The sequence below is a fragment of the Serratia sp. Tan611 genome, from assembly GCF_905188235.1.
GTDB lineage: Bacteria > Pseudomonadota > Gammaproteobacteria > Enterobacterales > Enterobacteriaceae > Serratia_B > Serratia_B rhizosphaerae.
The window spans coordinates 133,608-149,483 of record NZ_LR994655.1 but is presented as its reverse complement, the minus strand read 5'-3'; the positions used below and the strand labels follow the sequence as shown (position 1 = coordinate 149,483).

Here is a 15,876-nt window from a genome sequence, read left to right as displayed (position 1 = left end):
TAACTCCATGAATTTCACATTGCATCCCGACAGCCAAGGTTACTTTCCCCACAGTCCGGCGCCGCTCGGCAACGGCGGGCTGACAGCCACGATGCGATGTGAAACTTCAGGGAGATAAATTATGCTCAGTTCCAGCACGCTGTATGCCGCCATCGATCTGGGGTCCAACAGCTTCCATATGTTGGTAGTGCGCGAGGTCGCCGGCAGTATTCAGACGCTGGCGCGTATCAAACGCAAAGTCCGGCTGGCGGCCGGGCTGGATCGGGACAATAACCTGTCGCACGACGCCATGCAGCGCGGCTGGCAATGCCTGCGGCTGTTTTCCGAACGTCTGCAGGATATTCCGCGCGAACAGATCCGCGTGGTGGCGACCGCCACGCTGCGTCTGGCGAATAACGCCGATGAGTTCCTGCATACCGCACAGCAAATTTTAGGCTGCCCGGTACAGGTGATCAGCGGCGAAGAAGAGGCGCGCCTGATTTACCACGGCGTGGCGCACACTACCGGCGGCCCCGATCGGCGTCTGGTGGTCGATATCGGCGGCGGCAGCACCGAACTGGTGACCGGCAGCGGCGCCCAGGCCGAGCAGCTGTACAGCCTGTCGATGGGCTGCGTCACCTGGCTGGAACGCTTCTTCAGCGACCGTAACCTCGGGCGCGACAACTTTGACCGCGCCGAACTGGCCGCGCGCGAAATGGTGCGACCGATTGCCTCCGCTTTACGTGAGCACGGCTGGCAGATCTGCGTCGGCGCCTCCGGCACCGTGCAGGCGCTGCAGGAAATCATGGTGGCGCAGGGTATGGACGAACGCATTACCCTGCCGAAATTGCGCCAGCTCAAACAGCGCGCCATCCAATGCGGCAAGCTGGAAGAGCTGGAAATTGAAGGCCTGACGCTGGAGCGCGCGCTGGTGTTCCCCAGCGGGCTGTCGATTCTGCTGGCGATCTTCCAGGAGCTGGGCATTGAGAGCATGCTGCTTTCCGGCGGTGCGCTGCGCGAAGGGCTGGTGTACGGCATGCTGCACCTGCCGGTGGAGCAGGATATCCGCCACCGCACCATTCGCAATCTGCAGCGGCGCTACCTGCTGGATACCGAGCAGGCGGCCCGCGTTGCCCAGTTGGCGAGTAACTTCTCACAGCAGGTAGCCAATGAGTGGCAGCTGGATACCCGCAGCCGTGAACTGCTGCACGCCGCCTGTCTGATTCATGAAATCGGTCTGAGCGTCGACTTCAAACAGGCGCCGCAGCACGCCGCCTATCTGATTCGCCATCTGGCGCTGCCCGGTTTTACCCCGGCGCAGAAAAAACTGCTGGCCGCCCTGCTGCAAAACCAGAGCAACACGCTCGATCTCACGCTGCTCAGCCAGCAAAACGCCGTGCCGCCGCGCATCGCCCAGCATTTGTGCCGCCTGCTGCGCCTGGCGATTATCTTCGCCAGCCGCCGCCGCGACGACACGCTGCCGGCGGTCAGACTGCGCGGCCACCAGAACGACGACGCGCTGCGCGTGATTGTGCCGCACGGCTGGCTGGAGCAGCATCCGCTGCGTGGTGAAGAGCTGGAGCAGGAAAGCCGCTGGCAGAGCTATGTCCACTGGCCGCTGATGCTGGAAGAACAGGCCTAACCCGATGCGGGCTCGCCCAGGCGAACCCCGCTTTTTCCCCGCGACTCAGCCGCCGCCCTTGGCCTTCGCCAGCATGGCGCGGATATTGGCGACGTTGCTCTGCCCCTTTTGCATCCGTTCCTGCGGGCTAATTACCTTACGCTCCGTTTCCCACGCCAAATCATCCTGCGGCAGCTCCAACAGGAAACGGCTCGGCTCCGGACGCACCAATTCACCATACTGTCGGCGCTCACGGCACAGGGTGAAAATCAGCTCTTTTTGGGCGCGGGTTATCCCCACATAGGCCAGACGCCGCTCTTCCTCGACATTATCTTCATCAATACTGCTCTGATGCGGCAGTAAACCCTCCTCCATCCCCACCAGGAACACATAGGGGAACTCCAGCCCCTTGGAGGCGTGCAGCGTCATCAGTTGCACCTGGTCCAGCTCTTCCTCGCTTTCGCCGCGCTCCATCATGTCGCGCAGCGTGAAGCGGGTGACCACCTGCGTCAGCGTCATCGGCTCTTCCAGATCGCTGCCTTCCAGCATTTCCGTCATCCAGCCGAACAGCGTATTGACGTTTTTCATGCGCATTTCCGCCGCCTTCGGGCTGGCGGAGGTTTCAAACAGCCAGCTTTCGTAGTCGACGCCGCGAATCAGGTCGCGCACCGCCGCCACCGGCTCGCGCTCGGCCTGCCGGGCGATGCCGTCCATCCACTGGGTAAAACGCTGCAGCGACTCCAGGCCGCGGCCGGTAAGGTGCTGGCCCAGCCCCACGTCGAAGCTGGCGGCAAACAGGCTCTTATTGCGCAGGTTGGCCCACTCTCCCAGCTTCTGCAGCGTCGCCGGGCCGATTTCCCGCTTCGGCGTATTGACGATGCGCAGAAAGGCGCTGTCGTCGTCCGGGTTGGTCAGCACCCGCAGGTAGGCCAGCAGATCCTTGATTTCCGGGCGGGAGAAGAACGAGGTACCGCCGGAAATCTTGTACGGGATGCGGTTCTGCATCAGCATTTTTTCGAACACCCGCGACTGGTGGTTGCCGCGGTACAAAATGGCGTAATCGCCATAGTTGGTCTTCTTCACAAAGTGGTGGGCGATCAGCTCGCCAACCACCCGCTCGGCCTCGTGGTCTTCGTTATTGGCGGTCACTACTTTCAGCTCTTCACCGTAGCCCAGCTCGGAAAACAGCCGTTTCTCAAACACGTGCGGGTTATTGGCGATCAAAATGTTGGCCGCTTTCAGAATACGCTCGCTGGAGCGGTAGTTCTGCTCCAGCTTAATCACCTGCAGCGCCGGGAAATCCTCTTTCAGCAGCACCAGGTTCTGCGGCCGCGCGCCGCGCCAGGAGTAGATTGACTGGTCATCATCGCCCACCACGGTAAAACGGGCGCGGTTGCCCACCAGCAGCTTCACCAGCTCATACTGGCTGGTGTTGGTATCCTGATACTCATCCACCAGCAGATAGCGCAGGCGGTTTTGCCAGCGTTCACGCACCTCTTCGTTGCGCTGCAGCAGCAGCGTCGGCAGCAGGATCAAATCGTCGAAATCCAGCACGTTACAGGCGCGCATATGCGCATGGTACAGACCGTAACAGTGGGCAAATAGCTTGTCGCGCTCGGAGCGCGCCAGCTCGGCAGCACGCTGGGGGTCCACCAGATCGTTCTTCCAGTTGGAAATGGTGGAGATCAGCTGCGCCACCAGCGTTTTGTCATTTTCCAGCCATTTTTCCGTCAGCTCTTTCAGCAGCGCCAGCTGATCCTGGTCGTCAAACAGCGAGAAGTTGGACTTCATCTCCAGCGCTTTATATTCGCGCTTGATGATCTCCAGCCCCAGCGTATGGAAGGTCGAAATCATCAGGCCGCGCGCCTCTTTCCGCCCCAACGTCTGCGATACGCGCTCTTTCATCTCGCGCGCCGCCTTGTTGGTAAAGGTCACCGCGGCGATATGCCGCGCCTGATAGCCGCAATGGTGGATCAGGTGGGCGATTTTATTGGTGATTACGCGCGTCTTGCCCGAGCCGGCGCCGGCCAGAACCAGGCAGGGACCGGTAACGAATTCAACGGCTTGTTGTTGGCTGGGGTTTAATCGCATGGGGCTTTATGGCTCGACAATCTTAACGTGGGACAGGCAGTGTAGCAGAAAGCGCCGGCAAGATTGATACCCGTCGCGTCAATGCCGCCCTGCCCGGATAAAACGGGTATAATGCGCCCTCCACCGTAAGCACACAGGGTAATACCATGGCGAAGAGCGCATCCGCACTGCATATTTTGGTTGATAACGAGAAGCTGGCCAATGAACTGCTGGCCAAACTCAAGCGCGGCGTCAGCTTCGACACGCTGGCGCGCAAATACTCGACCTGCCCGTCGAAACGTAACGGCGGCTCACTGGGCGAATTCAACAAGGGCGCGATGGTGCCGGCGTTTGATAAAGCGGTGTTCAGCATCCCGCTGCTCAAACCGTACGGGCCGGTGAAAACCCAGTTCGGCTACCACATTATCAAGGTGTTGTACCGAAACTGACCGGCAGCGCCCGAAGGGGCGCCGCCGGGGCGTTATTGCGCGCCGTTCTCCGGCGTCGCCGCTTCGCCTTCAGGCTTCGGCTCTTCGCTCACCACCGCCGGTGGCGGCGCCATAATGCCGTTGTAAACATCCTGCAGCTGCTTCATATTGGTTTCCGCTTCGCCTTTCGGCTGCTGCAGCACCAGCGTAGCGTCCTGCGACAGTTGCAGTTTCAGCGCCTGGTGCAATGATTCCGGCGTCAGCGACGCCAGAAACGCCTGACGCAGCTTCTGATACATCTCCGGGGAAATGTCCACCACGCCGCTCTGCTGCGAACGCAGACGCTGGCTCATCAGCACATCGGTATCGGTACGGGCATAGGTGGCGAACAGCTTGCTCAGCTGATCGTTCTTCTGCGCCAGCAAATCATCAAATTCCTGCTGGCTGAGCCCGTTATCACGCACCGCCGCCATTTCCGTCGCCACAAACTCCAACGCGGACTTCAGGTTGGCGTTGCTGGTGTTGAGATGAATAGCGCACTGTGAACGCTGATACTGCACCCGGCAGTCGAAGCCCAGCTGCGCATCCTTCTGCGGGCTCTTTTCCAGCGCGCGCTGCAGGTGCCAGAACAGCGCCTCGCGCGCCAGATCGCTGCGCCAGTAGCGGCTCAGCTGCTGGGAGTCGCGAATCGGCTGCCACGGCGTATCCCACATAATGGACAGCATATCCTGCTGGATAGACTCATTCATCAGGCTGACCGGCTGCGGCGGCAGCGGCGCCAGGGTCGGCATGGTGGCAGGCGTTTCCCGTTTGCCGCTCAGCGGCGAAAAGGCCTTGTTGATCTGCTCGCTCAGGCTGCGGCTGTCCACCCGACCGACCACATACAAGGTCATCATGTCCGGGGTGTACCACTGCTGGTAAAAATCTTTCAGCTGTTCAAGATTGACCGGCCGCTTCACCGCCTGGCCCGGGTCGTGCGCCAGCAGCGTAGAGCCTTTCAGCCGATAGCGCCACCAGGCATCCTGGGTATTGGCAGGGAACAGGCCGATCGGATCGGCACCGGAATTCACCACCTTATGCACCGTCTGCTCGTCGATCGGCAGCTTGCCGCTGGTTTCCGCCAGCCAGCTCAGCGCCTCTTTCAGCAGATCCGGGCGGTTATTCGGCAAACTCAGGTTATAGAGGGTGAAATCATACGAGCTAATAGCCGGCGGCAGCGGCTGTTCGTCATCCACGCCCTGCTGCCACAGCGAACGCAGCTGCGGCGAACTTTCGTTGCGCGCCATCGCCAGGCGCGGCAGCAGGTGGGCGAAACCGATCTGCTGGGAAGATTCGACCAGCGATCCGGTATTCACCAGCAGCCGCAGTTCAATGCGGTCGCTTGGCCGCTGCGGCGTATCCAGCACCTGCCAGGAAAACCCGTTATCCAATTTTCCCTGCTGCCAGGCAGGATCGGGTTGTAGCGCTTCAGCCTGCACGCCGCCGCTGGCGGCCGCCAACAACAGCCCACCCACAAGAAGATGAATTCTGGTGCCCTGCATGTGAACCCCTACTTAATGGCTATCCAATTTATCTTTGATACACGTATTCCATTCACTGGAATCATAAAAGCACGCCCTGAGTTTCACAGTGGGGCGGAAAGTAGAAAGTGTACCATTGTGTTGGACCGCGCGCCTTGTTCGATGTTACCCAATGCGGCGAAAAATAGTCGTTGAGGGAGTTTTACAAGCGGAAAAGGTGGAAAACGCCATCGGCCGCCACAACAGCCGATGGCTTGACTTCAACAACCGGCCGTCACGTCGAGCGTTGGCTCTCGTCCGCCACGCCGGCAGGCCGTTTGTTATTCAGCGTATCTTTCAGCTGCTGGCTGTCCAGCTGGTTGCACCATTTGGCCACCACCACCGTCGCCACGCCGTTGCCCACCAGGTTGGTCAGCGCACGCGCCTCCGACATAAAGCGGTCGATGCCGAGAATCAGCGCCAGCCCCGCCACCGGAAGATGACCGACTGCGGAAAGGGTCGCCGCCAGCACGATAAAGCCGCTGCCGGTCACCCCCGCCGCCCCTTTCGAGGAGAGCAGCAGCACTATCAACAGCGTAATCTGATGCATAATATCCATATGAGCATTGGTGGCCTGGGCGATAAACACCGCCGCCATGGTCAGATAAATCGAGGTGCCGTCCAGGTTGAAGGAGTAACCGGTCGGGATCACCAGCCCCACCACCGATTTCTTGCAACCCAGCCGCTCCATCTTGTCCAGCATGCGCGGCAGCGCGGATTCGGACGACGAGGTGCCCAGCACGATCAGCAACTCTTCTTTGATGTAGTTAACAAACTTGAAGATGCTGAAGCCGTTGGCGCGGGCAATCGCCCCCAGCACCACCACCACGAACAGGATACAGGTGAGGTAGAAGCACAAAATCAGCTGCCCCAACTGCACCAGAGTGCCCACGCCGTATTTACCGATGGTGAACGCCATCGCGCCGAAAGCGCCCAGCGGCGCCAGACGCATGATCATATTGATGATGCCGAAAATCACGTTGGAGAAGCTTTCGATCACATTAAAGATCAGCTGCCCCTTTTCTCCCAGGCGATGCAGCGCAAAACCGAACAGCACCGCAAACAGCAGCACCTGCAGGATATTGCCGCTGGCGAAGGCGCCGATCACACTGCCGGGAATAATATCCAACAGGAACGGAATAATCCCCTGCTGCGAGGCCTGTTCGGCGTACACCGCCACGGCTTTGGCATCCAGCGTAGCGGGATCGACGTTCATCCCCGCTCCCGGCTGTACCACGTTCACCACCACCAGGCCGATAATCAGCGCGATGGTGCTGACTATCTCAAAGTACAGCAGCGCAATGGCACCGGTGCGGCCGACGGCCTTCATGCTCTCCATGCCTGCGATGCCGGTTACCACGGTACAGAAGATCACCGGCGCGATAATCATTTTGATTAACTTAACAAACCCATCACCCAGAGGTTTCATCTGAGTGCCGAGGTCAGGGTAGAAATGGCCGAGTAGCACACCCAGCGTAATGGCCATAAGCACCTGGAAATAAAGGCTCTTAAAGATATTTTTTTTCATATGAACATCCTTTGAAGGGGACGCGGACAGGCGGTTATCGGTACTTTTCATGCCTGCTCAACGCCTGCGCGAAAATAACACCCGATTAACAAGATGGGAACAATTTGCTGAGATCGCGCCTGTCGTTGATATGAATTTAAGAGCTGAAACGGTACAGCAGAAATGAAACGAAAAAACAGCGTAAAACCGGGTTTACGCGCGTTTTTTACAGAAGATTGTATTGTGGCCCCGCAGACCGGGGCGCAGAGATAGACAGCCTGCCGGCGGCAAAACGCCGCCGGCAGCAGGGGTCAGCGCCAGATAAACCAGGCGAACAGCGACACCACCAACACGCAGAGGATATTCAGCCAAAAGCCGACTTTCACCATCTCGCTCTGGCGGATCTCGCCGGTGCCGTAAACAATGGCGTTCGGCGGCGTCGCCACCGGCAGCATAAAGGCACAGGACGCGCCAATGCCGATCACGATGGTCAGCAGCGCCGGCGGCATGCCCAGCGCTTCCGCCACCGTAGCGAACACCGGCACCAGCAGCGCGGCGCTGGCGGTGTTGCTGGTGAATTCGGTCAGGAAAATAATAAATGCCGCCACCGCCAGAATAATCACAAACCAGTGGCTGGCGCCAAACAGCGACGCCATCCCTTCAGCCATCACCGCACTGGCGCCGGAGTCTTTAAGGATCACGCTCAGCGTCAGGCCGCCGCCGAACAGCATCAGCACGCCCCACTCGGTGTTCTGCTGAATCTGCGCCCAGCTGGCCACGCCGCTGATGCCGATCAGCACCGCCGCACCTACCGCCACCAGGGTGTCGAACTGCTTCACGCCGCCGAGCAGCGCGCTGATCTGGCTGCTGAGGATCCAGCAAAAGACCGTCAGCAGGAAAATACCCAGCGTAATCCAGCGTGGTCGCGTCCACGGGAAGTTTTCCAGCGTGATGTCAAAGCGGTGCTTCAGATTCGGCCGCATCATCAGGTACAGCGTGCCGACCATCAGCGGCAGCAGCACGATCATCACCGGCACGCCGAACTTCATCCAGCCGACGAAATCCAACCCCAGCTGCGCTGCGGCAATGGCGTTCGGCGGGCTGCCGACCATGGTGCCCAGGCCGCCGATACTGGCGCTGTAGGCGATGCCCAGCAGCAGGAAGACGTAAGTATTGTGATCCCGTTCGCGGTCAAGGTTGCTCAGGATCCCCATCGCCAGCGGCAGCATCATCGCCGCCGTCGCGGTATTGCTGATCCACATCGACAACACCGCCGTCGCGCCAAACAGCATCAGCGCCGCCAGCAGCATTTTACCGCCCGCCAGCAACAGCAGCCGGTTGGCGATCAGCCGGTCCAGCTTTTGGATATGCAGCGCCGTCGCCAGCGCAAAGCCGCCGAAGAACAGGAAGATGGTCGGGTTGGCGAACGACGCCAGCGCCTTATCGACATTCATCATGCCGAGCGCCACCGCCATCACCGGCACCAGCAGCGCCGTCACGGTGACGTGGATCGCCTCGGTCAGCCAGAGAATACCGATAAACGCCAGCAGCGCCAGGCCGGTATTTTCCTGCGGGGAAAAAGGCAGCGTGTAGAGCAAAACCGCAAATAGCACGCAGTCGGCCGCCAGAATCAGCAGCCCGCGCCGCGTCGCCGGCGAAGAAGTAGAGGGTGTCAGAGGAGTATCAGCCATGAATTTCGCATCCCTTGGTCATCAAATGTGGCAGCTTGTAACAAAATGTGCCAACCAAGACGCCAGCATAAGGGTTGTTTACGGCCTTGTTGAGAAAAAGTTTCTATTTATGCGAGCAGTAACACACCGATAACCGCAGATGGACGCAATAACGGCCTATTTATCGCCGCCGGCGATAAACCGCCGTTCAAACTCGTCGCGCGGCAGCGGGGCCGAGAACAGGAAGCCCTGGCCGTGTTCGATACCGTTTTGCAGCAGCCAGTCGCGCTGCGCCGCCGTCTCCACCCCTTCCGCCAGCACCGGCAACTGCAGCACCTGCGAAATCTGGCCGATAATACGCGCCATGGCATCATCCGCCGGCAGGCTGCAGATGAAGCTTTTGTCGATCTTGATCTGATCGACCGGCAGGCTCTTGAGGCGGTTGAGGTAATGCAGGTTGGAATACCCCATGCCGAAATCGTCCAGTGAGATAGACAAGCCCAGCTCATGCAGCTCGCGCAGCTTCGCCAGCAGGTGGTCAAAGTCGTCGATACGCACCGTTTCGGTGATTTCCAGCTGCAGCTGACGCGGGTCGATCTGGTGCTGCGCCAGCAGCTGTTTCAGGTGGGGGATAAACCCGGCGTCGCGCATCTGCAGCGGTGAAATATTTACCGCCAGCGGCAGGCCGATGCCCCGCGCCCGCCAGTCGGCCAGCATGCGGCAGGCCTCTTCCAGCACCCAGTTGCCCAGCGGCACCATCACCCCCAGCTCTTCCGCCAGCGGGATGACATCCGCCGGCAGGCTGAAGCTGCCGTCATACTGCTGCCAGCGCAGCAGGGCTTCCGCGCCGACCGGCGTGTTGCTGCGCATCGCCATCTGCGGCTGCAGGAACAGGGCAAACTGGTTATGTTCGATACCGTGCAGAATTTCGCTTTCCTGCGTCAGGCGCTTTTGCGTGCGTTCCGTCAGCCGCGGCTCAAAGAACAGGATGCGGTTCTTGCCGTCGCGGTGGGCCGACATCATCGCCGACATGGCGCTGCGCAACAGCTGTTCGGCGTTTTCCCCCGGCTGGAGGTAATGGGCGATGCCGATGCTGGCGCTCGGCCGCAGCGACAACGGCTCAATGCTCAGCGGCGCATTAAGCTGCCGCATGATGCGCTGCGCCAGCTGCATGGCGTGAAACGGCCGTTCAACGCCCTTTGCCAGAATGGCGAACTCGGCATTGCTCAGCTGCGCCAGCAGCGAATCCTTATCCAGGCACTGGCGTAATTTTTCTGTCAGCGCCAGCAGCAGCTTTTCCCGCTGCTGCTGCGACAATACGCCGGTCGCCTCATGCAGCGTTTCAATGCCGATCACCAGCAGGTTAAACCGCTGGGGACGCAGGGTCGACGCGATATGCTGCTCCAGCAGGGCGGTCAGCAGTACCTGATTCGGCAGCCCGGTGACCGAGTTGCGCGTACTGAGGCGGCTCATATCCGCATATGCCCGCGCCAGCCGCTGCTGATTGCGGTTGTAATTGCGCACCAGCAGGCCCAGTTCGTCATCCTGATGCAGCGTCGGCAGCATCAGCTGATGATACGGCGCATCCTCTTCGGAGATATTTTCCAGCTCTTTCGCCATCGCGCGCAGCGGATAGACCATCAGCCGGTTCATGCACCAGGTGATGGCGATCGACAGAATCAGCGCCAGCAGCAGATAGGTCGACAGCATGGTCGACAGCGCGCTGAGGATAAATTTGTACATGCGGTAGGAGTCGGCCTGCAGCACCAGATAGGCCAGCGGCTGCGGATTGGCCGGCACCCGCTCCAGCGAATAGAGCGGCACCGAGATGCGCACCGGCAGGTCGAACAGCCGCGCGATCGCCGCCGGCACCGGGCGTTCCGGCGGGAAGTTGGCGTGCAGCGCCTGCAGTTCATTCGGCAAGACAATATCTGCCTGCGTCAGAATACCGACCGGCAGCAGCGAGTTCAGCACCCGTTTGCTTTCCCGCATATCCATGCGCAGCACCGCGTCCGCCAGCGGCTGACGCACAGAATGGGCGATATTCTCCAGCTGTTGGGCGTAGTCATCCCTGCGCTGCTGCACAAAATGGAACAACTGAATCACGATAAAAATACAGATCGTCACCAGCGCCACGCCGGACACCGTCGCCATCTGCTTAATCGTTAATGAACGCCTGACGCGCAAATCTGCTCTCCGTTAATCGGACTGAAAGAATAATCAGGGACGAGAGTCACGCCACGCCCTTTTTGAATCGGTTCGAGTATACGCGATCGCTGCGTGTTTTTATCTTGCCATTGTTATGGAAGAACTTAGAAATACGCGGGTTTCAGTCTTTTCCTAACCTGAACACAGGGTAGCAAAACTACCCTGTGGGCGACACTCTGAATCTGTCTGATTATTTCCGGGGGCGGACGGGGATGAAAAGAGGCCGGCGCGCCGTTACCCCGGGAGGGGAACCCGCGCCGGCCAGCGCATTACTTGAAGTCGGCGTACGGCGTTAGCGGCTGCGGCGGCAGATCCAGATCGCCCTGCCAGCCGCCCTGCGAATAGCGCAGATAAATCAGCGCATGGCTTGGCGTGTAGTCTTTCGCCTGCTGGATATCCACGCCGGCGCCGAGCGTCCAGTGCGACGTCAGGCGGCGCTCGACGATGGCGCGCAGCGTATAGCCCACCCCGGTGGAGGAGCTGCCGCTTTCGACGGCCTGTTTATCCGGCAGCGAATCCGGAATCAGCCCCTGCAGCGGATAACGCCGCTGGCTGTCGGTTTTCGAGTGGGACAGCGACACCGAACCGCCCACCTCAAACGACCAGTTCTCGGTGCGCTGGCGATAGTTGACCGGCAGCGCCAGCGACATATAGCGCTGCGGGCTGTAGTAGCCGCCCTGCCCCAGCGAATAGCCGCTCAAATCCTTCTGGTAGTGCCACAGCATGGTATTGAGGCCGATGGTCGCCCGCCGGTTGTCCTCGTTGATCAGCTTGTAGTAATAGCCGGCCATCAGACGTTCACGCTGGTTATCCGCCACGTTTTTACCGGTCAGTTGATGAGCGCTGAGATCGGCCCAGACGCCGTGCGCCTCGCCGCGGTCGTAGCTGGCGCTCAGGCTGACGCCGGTGGCGCGGACGCCGCCCCAGGTTTTGCCGGTATTGGGATCGCGGGTGCCGCCATAGGCCAGCAGCGAGCTGGAGATCGGCCGCTTTGATGCGCCGAGCGTCCAGCCGATATGCCGCCAGTCGCCGCTGTAGGCCAGGCCGCCGACCCAGTCGACCACCTCAAAGCCCATCGGCGTAGTGCCGATATCCGCCTGCCAGCGGTCGTTCTTCCAGCCCGCCGCCACGCTGGTGCCGTTGGTTTTTTGCCGCTCATCGCCGCTGCAGCCCACATCATGGCAGGTGCCGAAGGTTTCGTACGATTTGCCGTCGCGGGTCGAGAAGCGCCCGGCGTTCAGCTGGACGGTATCGGTGCGCAGGAAGGCGCGCCCGTCATACAGCGGCAGGTCCACCTGCAGCATGGTGTCATGCGCCCGATAGTCCGACACCCCGCCGGTGCCGCTGGAGCCCCAATAATCGTGATCCAGCGTCACATTCACATCCTGCTGGCGGTACAGATCCGCCGCGTCGGCGCGGATGCCGCGTTTGAGCCAGTCATCGCCCGGCGTATTGCGCGTCAGGCGAGTATAATCGTCATTATTCTGCGGAATGCCCGGCGTGATGCCGCCGGCCACCATCGCCTGCTGATAATCCTGCCGCGCCAGATCCGGCTGCCGCTGTTCGCGCTCCAGCCTGGCCGCATCACGGTAAATCAGCGCTTTGCCCTGGCCGTTCTCTTCCTGCGCCGCCGCCGTCTTCAGCTGGCTGAAGATCTCGCCCGCCTTCTGCCGCTCGCCCACCGCATGCCAGGCGTTGGCCTCGCGGCGCCGGCCGTTAAGCGACGTATCCTGCGCCGGTGATGCACTCTGCAGCCGCTGACGCGCCGCCGGCAGATCGCCCTGCGCCACATAGGCTTCAATCTCGCCCAGCCGCGCATCCGGATTGTTTGGCTCACGCGCCCGCACGCGCCGGTAATCCGCCAGCGCGCTCTGGTAGTCGCCGTTCGCCAGCGCCCAGTCGGCCAGCGTCAGATCGATACGCGTGGCCGTCGGCTGCCGTTTCAGGTAGGCGATCGCCGCCGCCTCATCGCCGCCGCTGCGCAGCTGTTCGGCATGCTCCAGCGTCGCCTGCAGCCGCAGCCGCTGCGCCAGCTGGCGGATATCGTCATTCCAGCGCGCCCGGGGCAGCGTATCCAACTGCGCCAGCGCCTGCCGGTCGCGATCGCTGGCGGAGAGATACAGCGCGTAGGCATACGCCTGCTGCGGGCTGTCGGGGTGCCGCTGCGCCAGAGAACGGAACAGCTCGTCGGCCTGCTGCGGCTGTCCGGCCTGACGCAACGCCTGCGCATAACGGTAGGTCAGCCACACATCGTCCGGATCCTGCCGCTGCGCCTGACGGTATTTCTCCGCCGCCTGGTGCCACTGCTGCCGCTGCGCCAGCGCCTCGGCGTCCTGCTTCAGCATATTGAGCCGCAGGCCGTCGAGCGTACTGCGCATTTGGTTCTGCTGCGCGCGCGGCAGGCTATTGAGATAGGCCAGCGCCTTCTGCGGCGACTGACGCTGGTAGATATTCGCCAGCCCGCGCACCGCGCTGCCGCTGTTGCGGTCAAGACGCAGCGCCTGCTGGTAATAACGCTCCGCCGCGGCGTCGTCATGACGCGCCACCGCCACGTCGGCGAGGCCGATCAGGGCGTCGCTGTCGCTGTTATCGATCTGGCGCGCCCGCAGGTACTGCTGCTGCGCTCGCGCCAGATTGCCGGCCTTCAGCGCCCGGTCGCCTTCGGCAACCGCCAGCCAGTAACTGTTGGTTTTGATCAGGCTCTGCCATTTACCGCCGTCATAGCCGCTCTTGTCGGCCTGTTGCGCCTGACGAAACAGCGCGATGGCCTGCGCGCGGTTGCCGGCGCGCGCATAGGCCAGCCCCAGCGCCCCCAGCACTTCCGGATCGTCCGGGGAGGCGGCCAGCGCCTTTTTCAGTTCCGGGATCGCGGCGCGGCCGCCGCCCTTGCCGACCTGCGCCAGTCCGCGCGCCCGCGCCTGATAGGCCGGATCCGCCAGCAGCGTCTGCTGCCGCGCCAGCTCCTGCCGGGCGCCGGCGGCCTGATCGCCACTGCTGAACACGCCGAGGAAACGGTTAAGCGCCGCCACGCTGTCGTTGCTGACCGGCATCGCCTTCACCTTATCCAGCCACAGATCGGCGGCTTCACCCCGACCGGCGCTGTCCGCCGCCACCTGTTGCAGCAGCGCGTAGGCCTGCGCGTTCTTATCCTGACTGAACAGCATACGCGCCAGCGCCATGCGCAGCGGCACGCTGCCGGGATACTGTTTATCCAACGCCTGCAGTTTGCTCGCCGCCGCCGCTTCCTGCCCCGGCAGCCGGGCCACCAGCCGCCAATATTCGATCGCCAGATCGAGCGTCGGCGGTTCGCCCTTGAACAGCGCGTCGTAGGCGGCCTTCGCTTCCGGCAGCCGTCCCGCCGTCGCCATCAGCCGCGCCTGCTGCAGCTGCTGCCGCGTTTCCGGCTGGGTCAACAGCATATTCATCTGCGCCTGCCGGTAGGCAGCCGACTGCGGCGCAACGCCCTTTAATTTCTCCAGCTGCTGCTGCGCCAGCACGTGGTTGCCCTGACGCAGCGCCAGACGCATCCGCGCCGAAATCACCTCGGGATTATTCGGATCCATCAGCTCCAGCCGGTGCAGCGACTGGCGCACCAGCTCGTCTTTATGGCTGGCTTCGCCAACCCGCACCTGTTCCAACAGCCACCGTTCGGGCGATACGGCATCCGCCCCCAGCGCCGGCGGCAGCAGGGCCAGACTCAGGGGAAACAGCCCCAGCCAATTTATTCTGAAGTTGCGCATTGACGATCCCAGGCAGGTTGCAGTTCACCCTGACGGTTAAAACGGTAACGTTGTTCATCCCAACCCTGGCCAAACAGCGTCAGCGACGCGCTGAAGTAGGCGTCGTTGCCCGGCGGGTGGTCGATGACTTTCTGCCGCTGCGCCGCCAGCACCTCAGGCTGCTCTGCCAGCAGCGGCAGCAGGGCGGCGGAAAAGCCCACCGGGCCGCTGCCGTGGGTTTTTCCGCTGGCTGTATCGGTTTTTTCCGGCGGCACGCCCTGCTGTGCGGTCAGCTGCGCCATCGGCTGAAAGCGCCGCACCAGCGCGGCCTTGAGCGGATCGTCGTTCGCCAGCATGCCCGCCCACAGGTAAACGCGGATGGCATCATAACTGCCGACGTTCGGCTTGGCCTCATCGGGCCGCCAGCCCTGCGCTTTGCGCCATACCACCCAGTCCGGCGAGAAGCCGTGCGGCGCACTCTCCAGCCACAGGCGCTGATTGGACTCACGCATCGCCTGCCACGGTCCGCGCAGCGCGGCAAAACGCGCCAGCAGCTGCGGCGGCAGGTAGCTCGGGTTGAGCCGCCAGCCGTCATCTTTCACAAAGCCGACTTTACCGGGCAGCAGCATCGGCCCCAGCCCGGGAATATCCGCCACCTCTTCGCGCGCGATGCGTTGCAGCAACAGAGTGCCCAGCGTCTGATAGCGGCGGCTGTCCCACAGGCGGCCGGCCTCCAGCAGACTGTAGGCAATCCACAGATCGGAATCGGATGCCGAGTTGTCATCCAGCACCGTCCACGTTTTCTGCTCATTTTCGCCCCACAGCCAGGCCGGCAGGCGGGCGCTGAGATCGCCCTGCGCCAGATTGTCTTCGGTCCAGCCCAGCAGGCGGTCAAAGGCAGGGCGGTCGCCGGCCACCAGCGCAAAGAACAGGCCGTAGCTCTGCCCTTCCGAGGTGGTGATGCGGTTAGGCGAACTCGGATCGATCACCCGGCCGCCTTCGCTGATGTAGTCCTGCTTATAGCGCTGCCAGGCCGGCCAGTCGCAGCCGGCTGCCGCGCCGAACGCGCACAGCAGCAGCAGGCTCAGGGAATATTTCAACAGCACGCCCATGGC

9 protein-coding genes are annotated in these 15,876 nt (G+C 61.8%); 2 read left to right on the top strand and 7 right to left on the bottom strand.

All coding sequences use genetic code 11. The annotated features are described in order from the left end of the window. Window positions 1-121: 121 nt before the first annotated feature. The gene (gene ppx / locus TAN611_RS00580) at window positions 122-1,621 is read left to right on the top strand and encodes an exopolyphosphatase (protein WP_199776392.1); all 1,500 of its coding nucleotides are present in this window, start codon (window positions 122-124) and stop codon (window positions 1,619-1,621) included. 45 nt (window positions 1,622-1,666) lie between these two features. Here the strand turns inward: ppx and rep are convergent, their stop codons facing one another. Continuing rightward, window positions 1,667-3,691 (bottom strand): DNA helicase Rep, encoded by a 2,025-nt coding sequence (gene rep / locus TAN611_RS00575; protein WP_105229319.1) that lies wholly within the window; start codon window positions 3,689-3,691, stop codon window positions 1,667-1,669. 146 nt (window positions 3,692-3,837) lie between these two features. Between rep and ppiC the strand changes: the two genes are divergently transcribed. Further along, window positions 3,838-4,119 (top strand): peptidylprolyl isomerase PpiC, encoded by a 282-nt coding sequence (gene ppiC, locus TAN611_RS00570; protein WP_105229318.1) that lies wholly within the window; start codon window positions 3,838-3,840, stop codon window positions 4,117-4,119. 32 nt (window positions 4,120-4,151) lie between these two features. On the opposite strand, the gene TAN611_RS00565 is transcribed toward ppiC, so the two are convergent. From TAN611_RS00565 to bcsZ, 6 genes are all read right to left on the bottom strand, one after another. Next, window positions 4,152-5,639, bottom strand: coding sequence for a pitrilysin family protein (locus TAN611_RS00565; protein WP_105229317.1), 1,488 nt, complete (start codon window positions 5,637-5,639; stop codon window positions 4,152-4,154). Window positions 5,640-5,892: 253 nt separating this feature from the next. Further along, on the bottom strand, window positions 5,893-7,185 hold the full coding sequence (locus tag TAN611_RS00560) for a dicarboxylate/amino acid:cation symporter (RefSeq protein WP_105229316.1): 1,293 nt from the start codon (window positions 7,183-7,185) through the stop codon (window positions 5,893-5,895). Window positions 7,186-7,475: 290 nt separating this feature from the next. Next, window positions 7,476-8,855, bottom strand: a complete 1,380-nt coding sequence (locus tag TAN611_RS00555; protein WP_105229315.1) for a DASS family sodium-coupled anion symporter — start codon at window positions 8,853-8,855, stop codon at window positions 7,476-7,478. Window positions 8,856-9,011: 156 nt separating this feature from the next. Then, complete coding sequence (gene hmsP / locus TAN611_RS00550; protein ID WP_105229314.1) at window positions 9,012-11,021, bottom strand: biofilm formation regulator HmsP; 2,010 nt, start codon at window positions 11,019-11,021, stop codon at window positions 9,012-9,014. A gap of 290 nt (window positions 11,022-11,311) precedes the next feature. After that, window positions 11,312-14,782 carry a cellulose synthase complex outer membrane protein BcsC gene (gene bcsC / locus TAN611_RS00545; protein WP_203067092.1) on the bottom strand — a complete coding sequence of 1,157 codons (3,471 nt, stop codon included), beginning with the start codon at window positions 14,780-14,782 and terminating at the stop codon, window positions 11,312-11,314. Next, on the bottom strand, window positions 14,764-15,873 hold the full coding sequence (gene bcsZ, locus TAN611_RS00540) for a cellulose synthase complex periplasmic endoglucanase BcsZ (protein ID WP_203067091.1): 1,110 nt from the start codon (window positions 15,871-15,873) through the stop codon (window positions 14,764-14,766). The genes bcsC and bcsZ overlap by 19 nt, the downstream gene beginning before the upstream one ends. Window positions 15,874-15,876 lie beyond the last annotated feature (3 nt).

Excerpts from the sequence above, each read along its gene's own strand:
- ppx (WP_199776392.1), top strand. The coding sequence starts at position 122 with ATGCTCAGTTCCAGCACGCTGTATGCCGCCATCGATCTGGGGTCCAAC.
- rep (WP_105229319.1), bottom strand. The coding sequence starts at position 3,691 with ATGCGATTAAACCCCAGCCAACAACAAGCCGTTGAATTCGTTACCGGT.
- ppiC (WP_105229318.1), top strand. The coding sequence starts at position 3,838 with ATGGCGAAGAGCGCATCCGCACTGCATATTTTGGTTGATAACGAGAAG.
- TAN611_RS00565 (WP_105229317.1), bottom strand. The coding sequence starts at position 5,639 with ATGCAGGGCACCAGAATTCATCTTCTTGTGGGTGGGCTGTTGTTGGCG.
- TAN611_RS00560 (WP_105229316.1), bottom strand. The coding sequence starts at position 7,185 with ATGAAAAAAAATATCTTTAAGAGCCTTTATTTCCAGGTGCTTATGGCC.
- TAN611_RS00555 (WP_105229315.1), bottom strand. The coding sequence starts at position 8,855 with ATGGCTGATACTCCTCTGACACCCTCTACTTCTTCGCCGGCGACGCGG.
- bcsC (WP_203067092.1), bottom strand. The coding sequence starts at position 14,782 with ATGCGCAACTTCAGAATAAATTGGCTGGGGCTGTTTCCCCTGAGTCTG.
- bcsZ (WP_203067091.1), bottom strand. The coding sequence starts at position 15,873 with ATGGGCGTGCTGTTGAAATATTCCCTGAGCCTGCTGCTGCTGTGCGCG.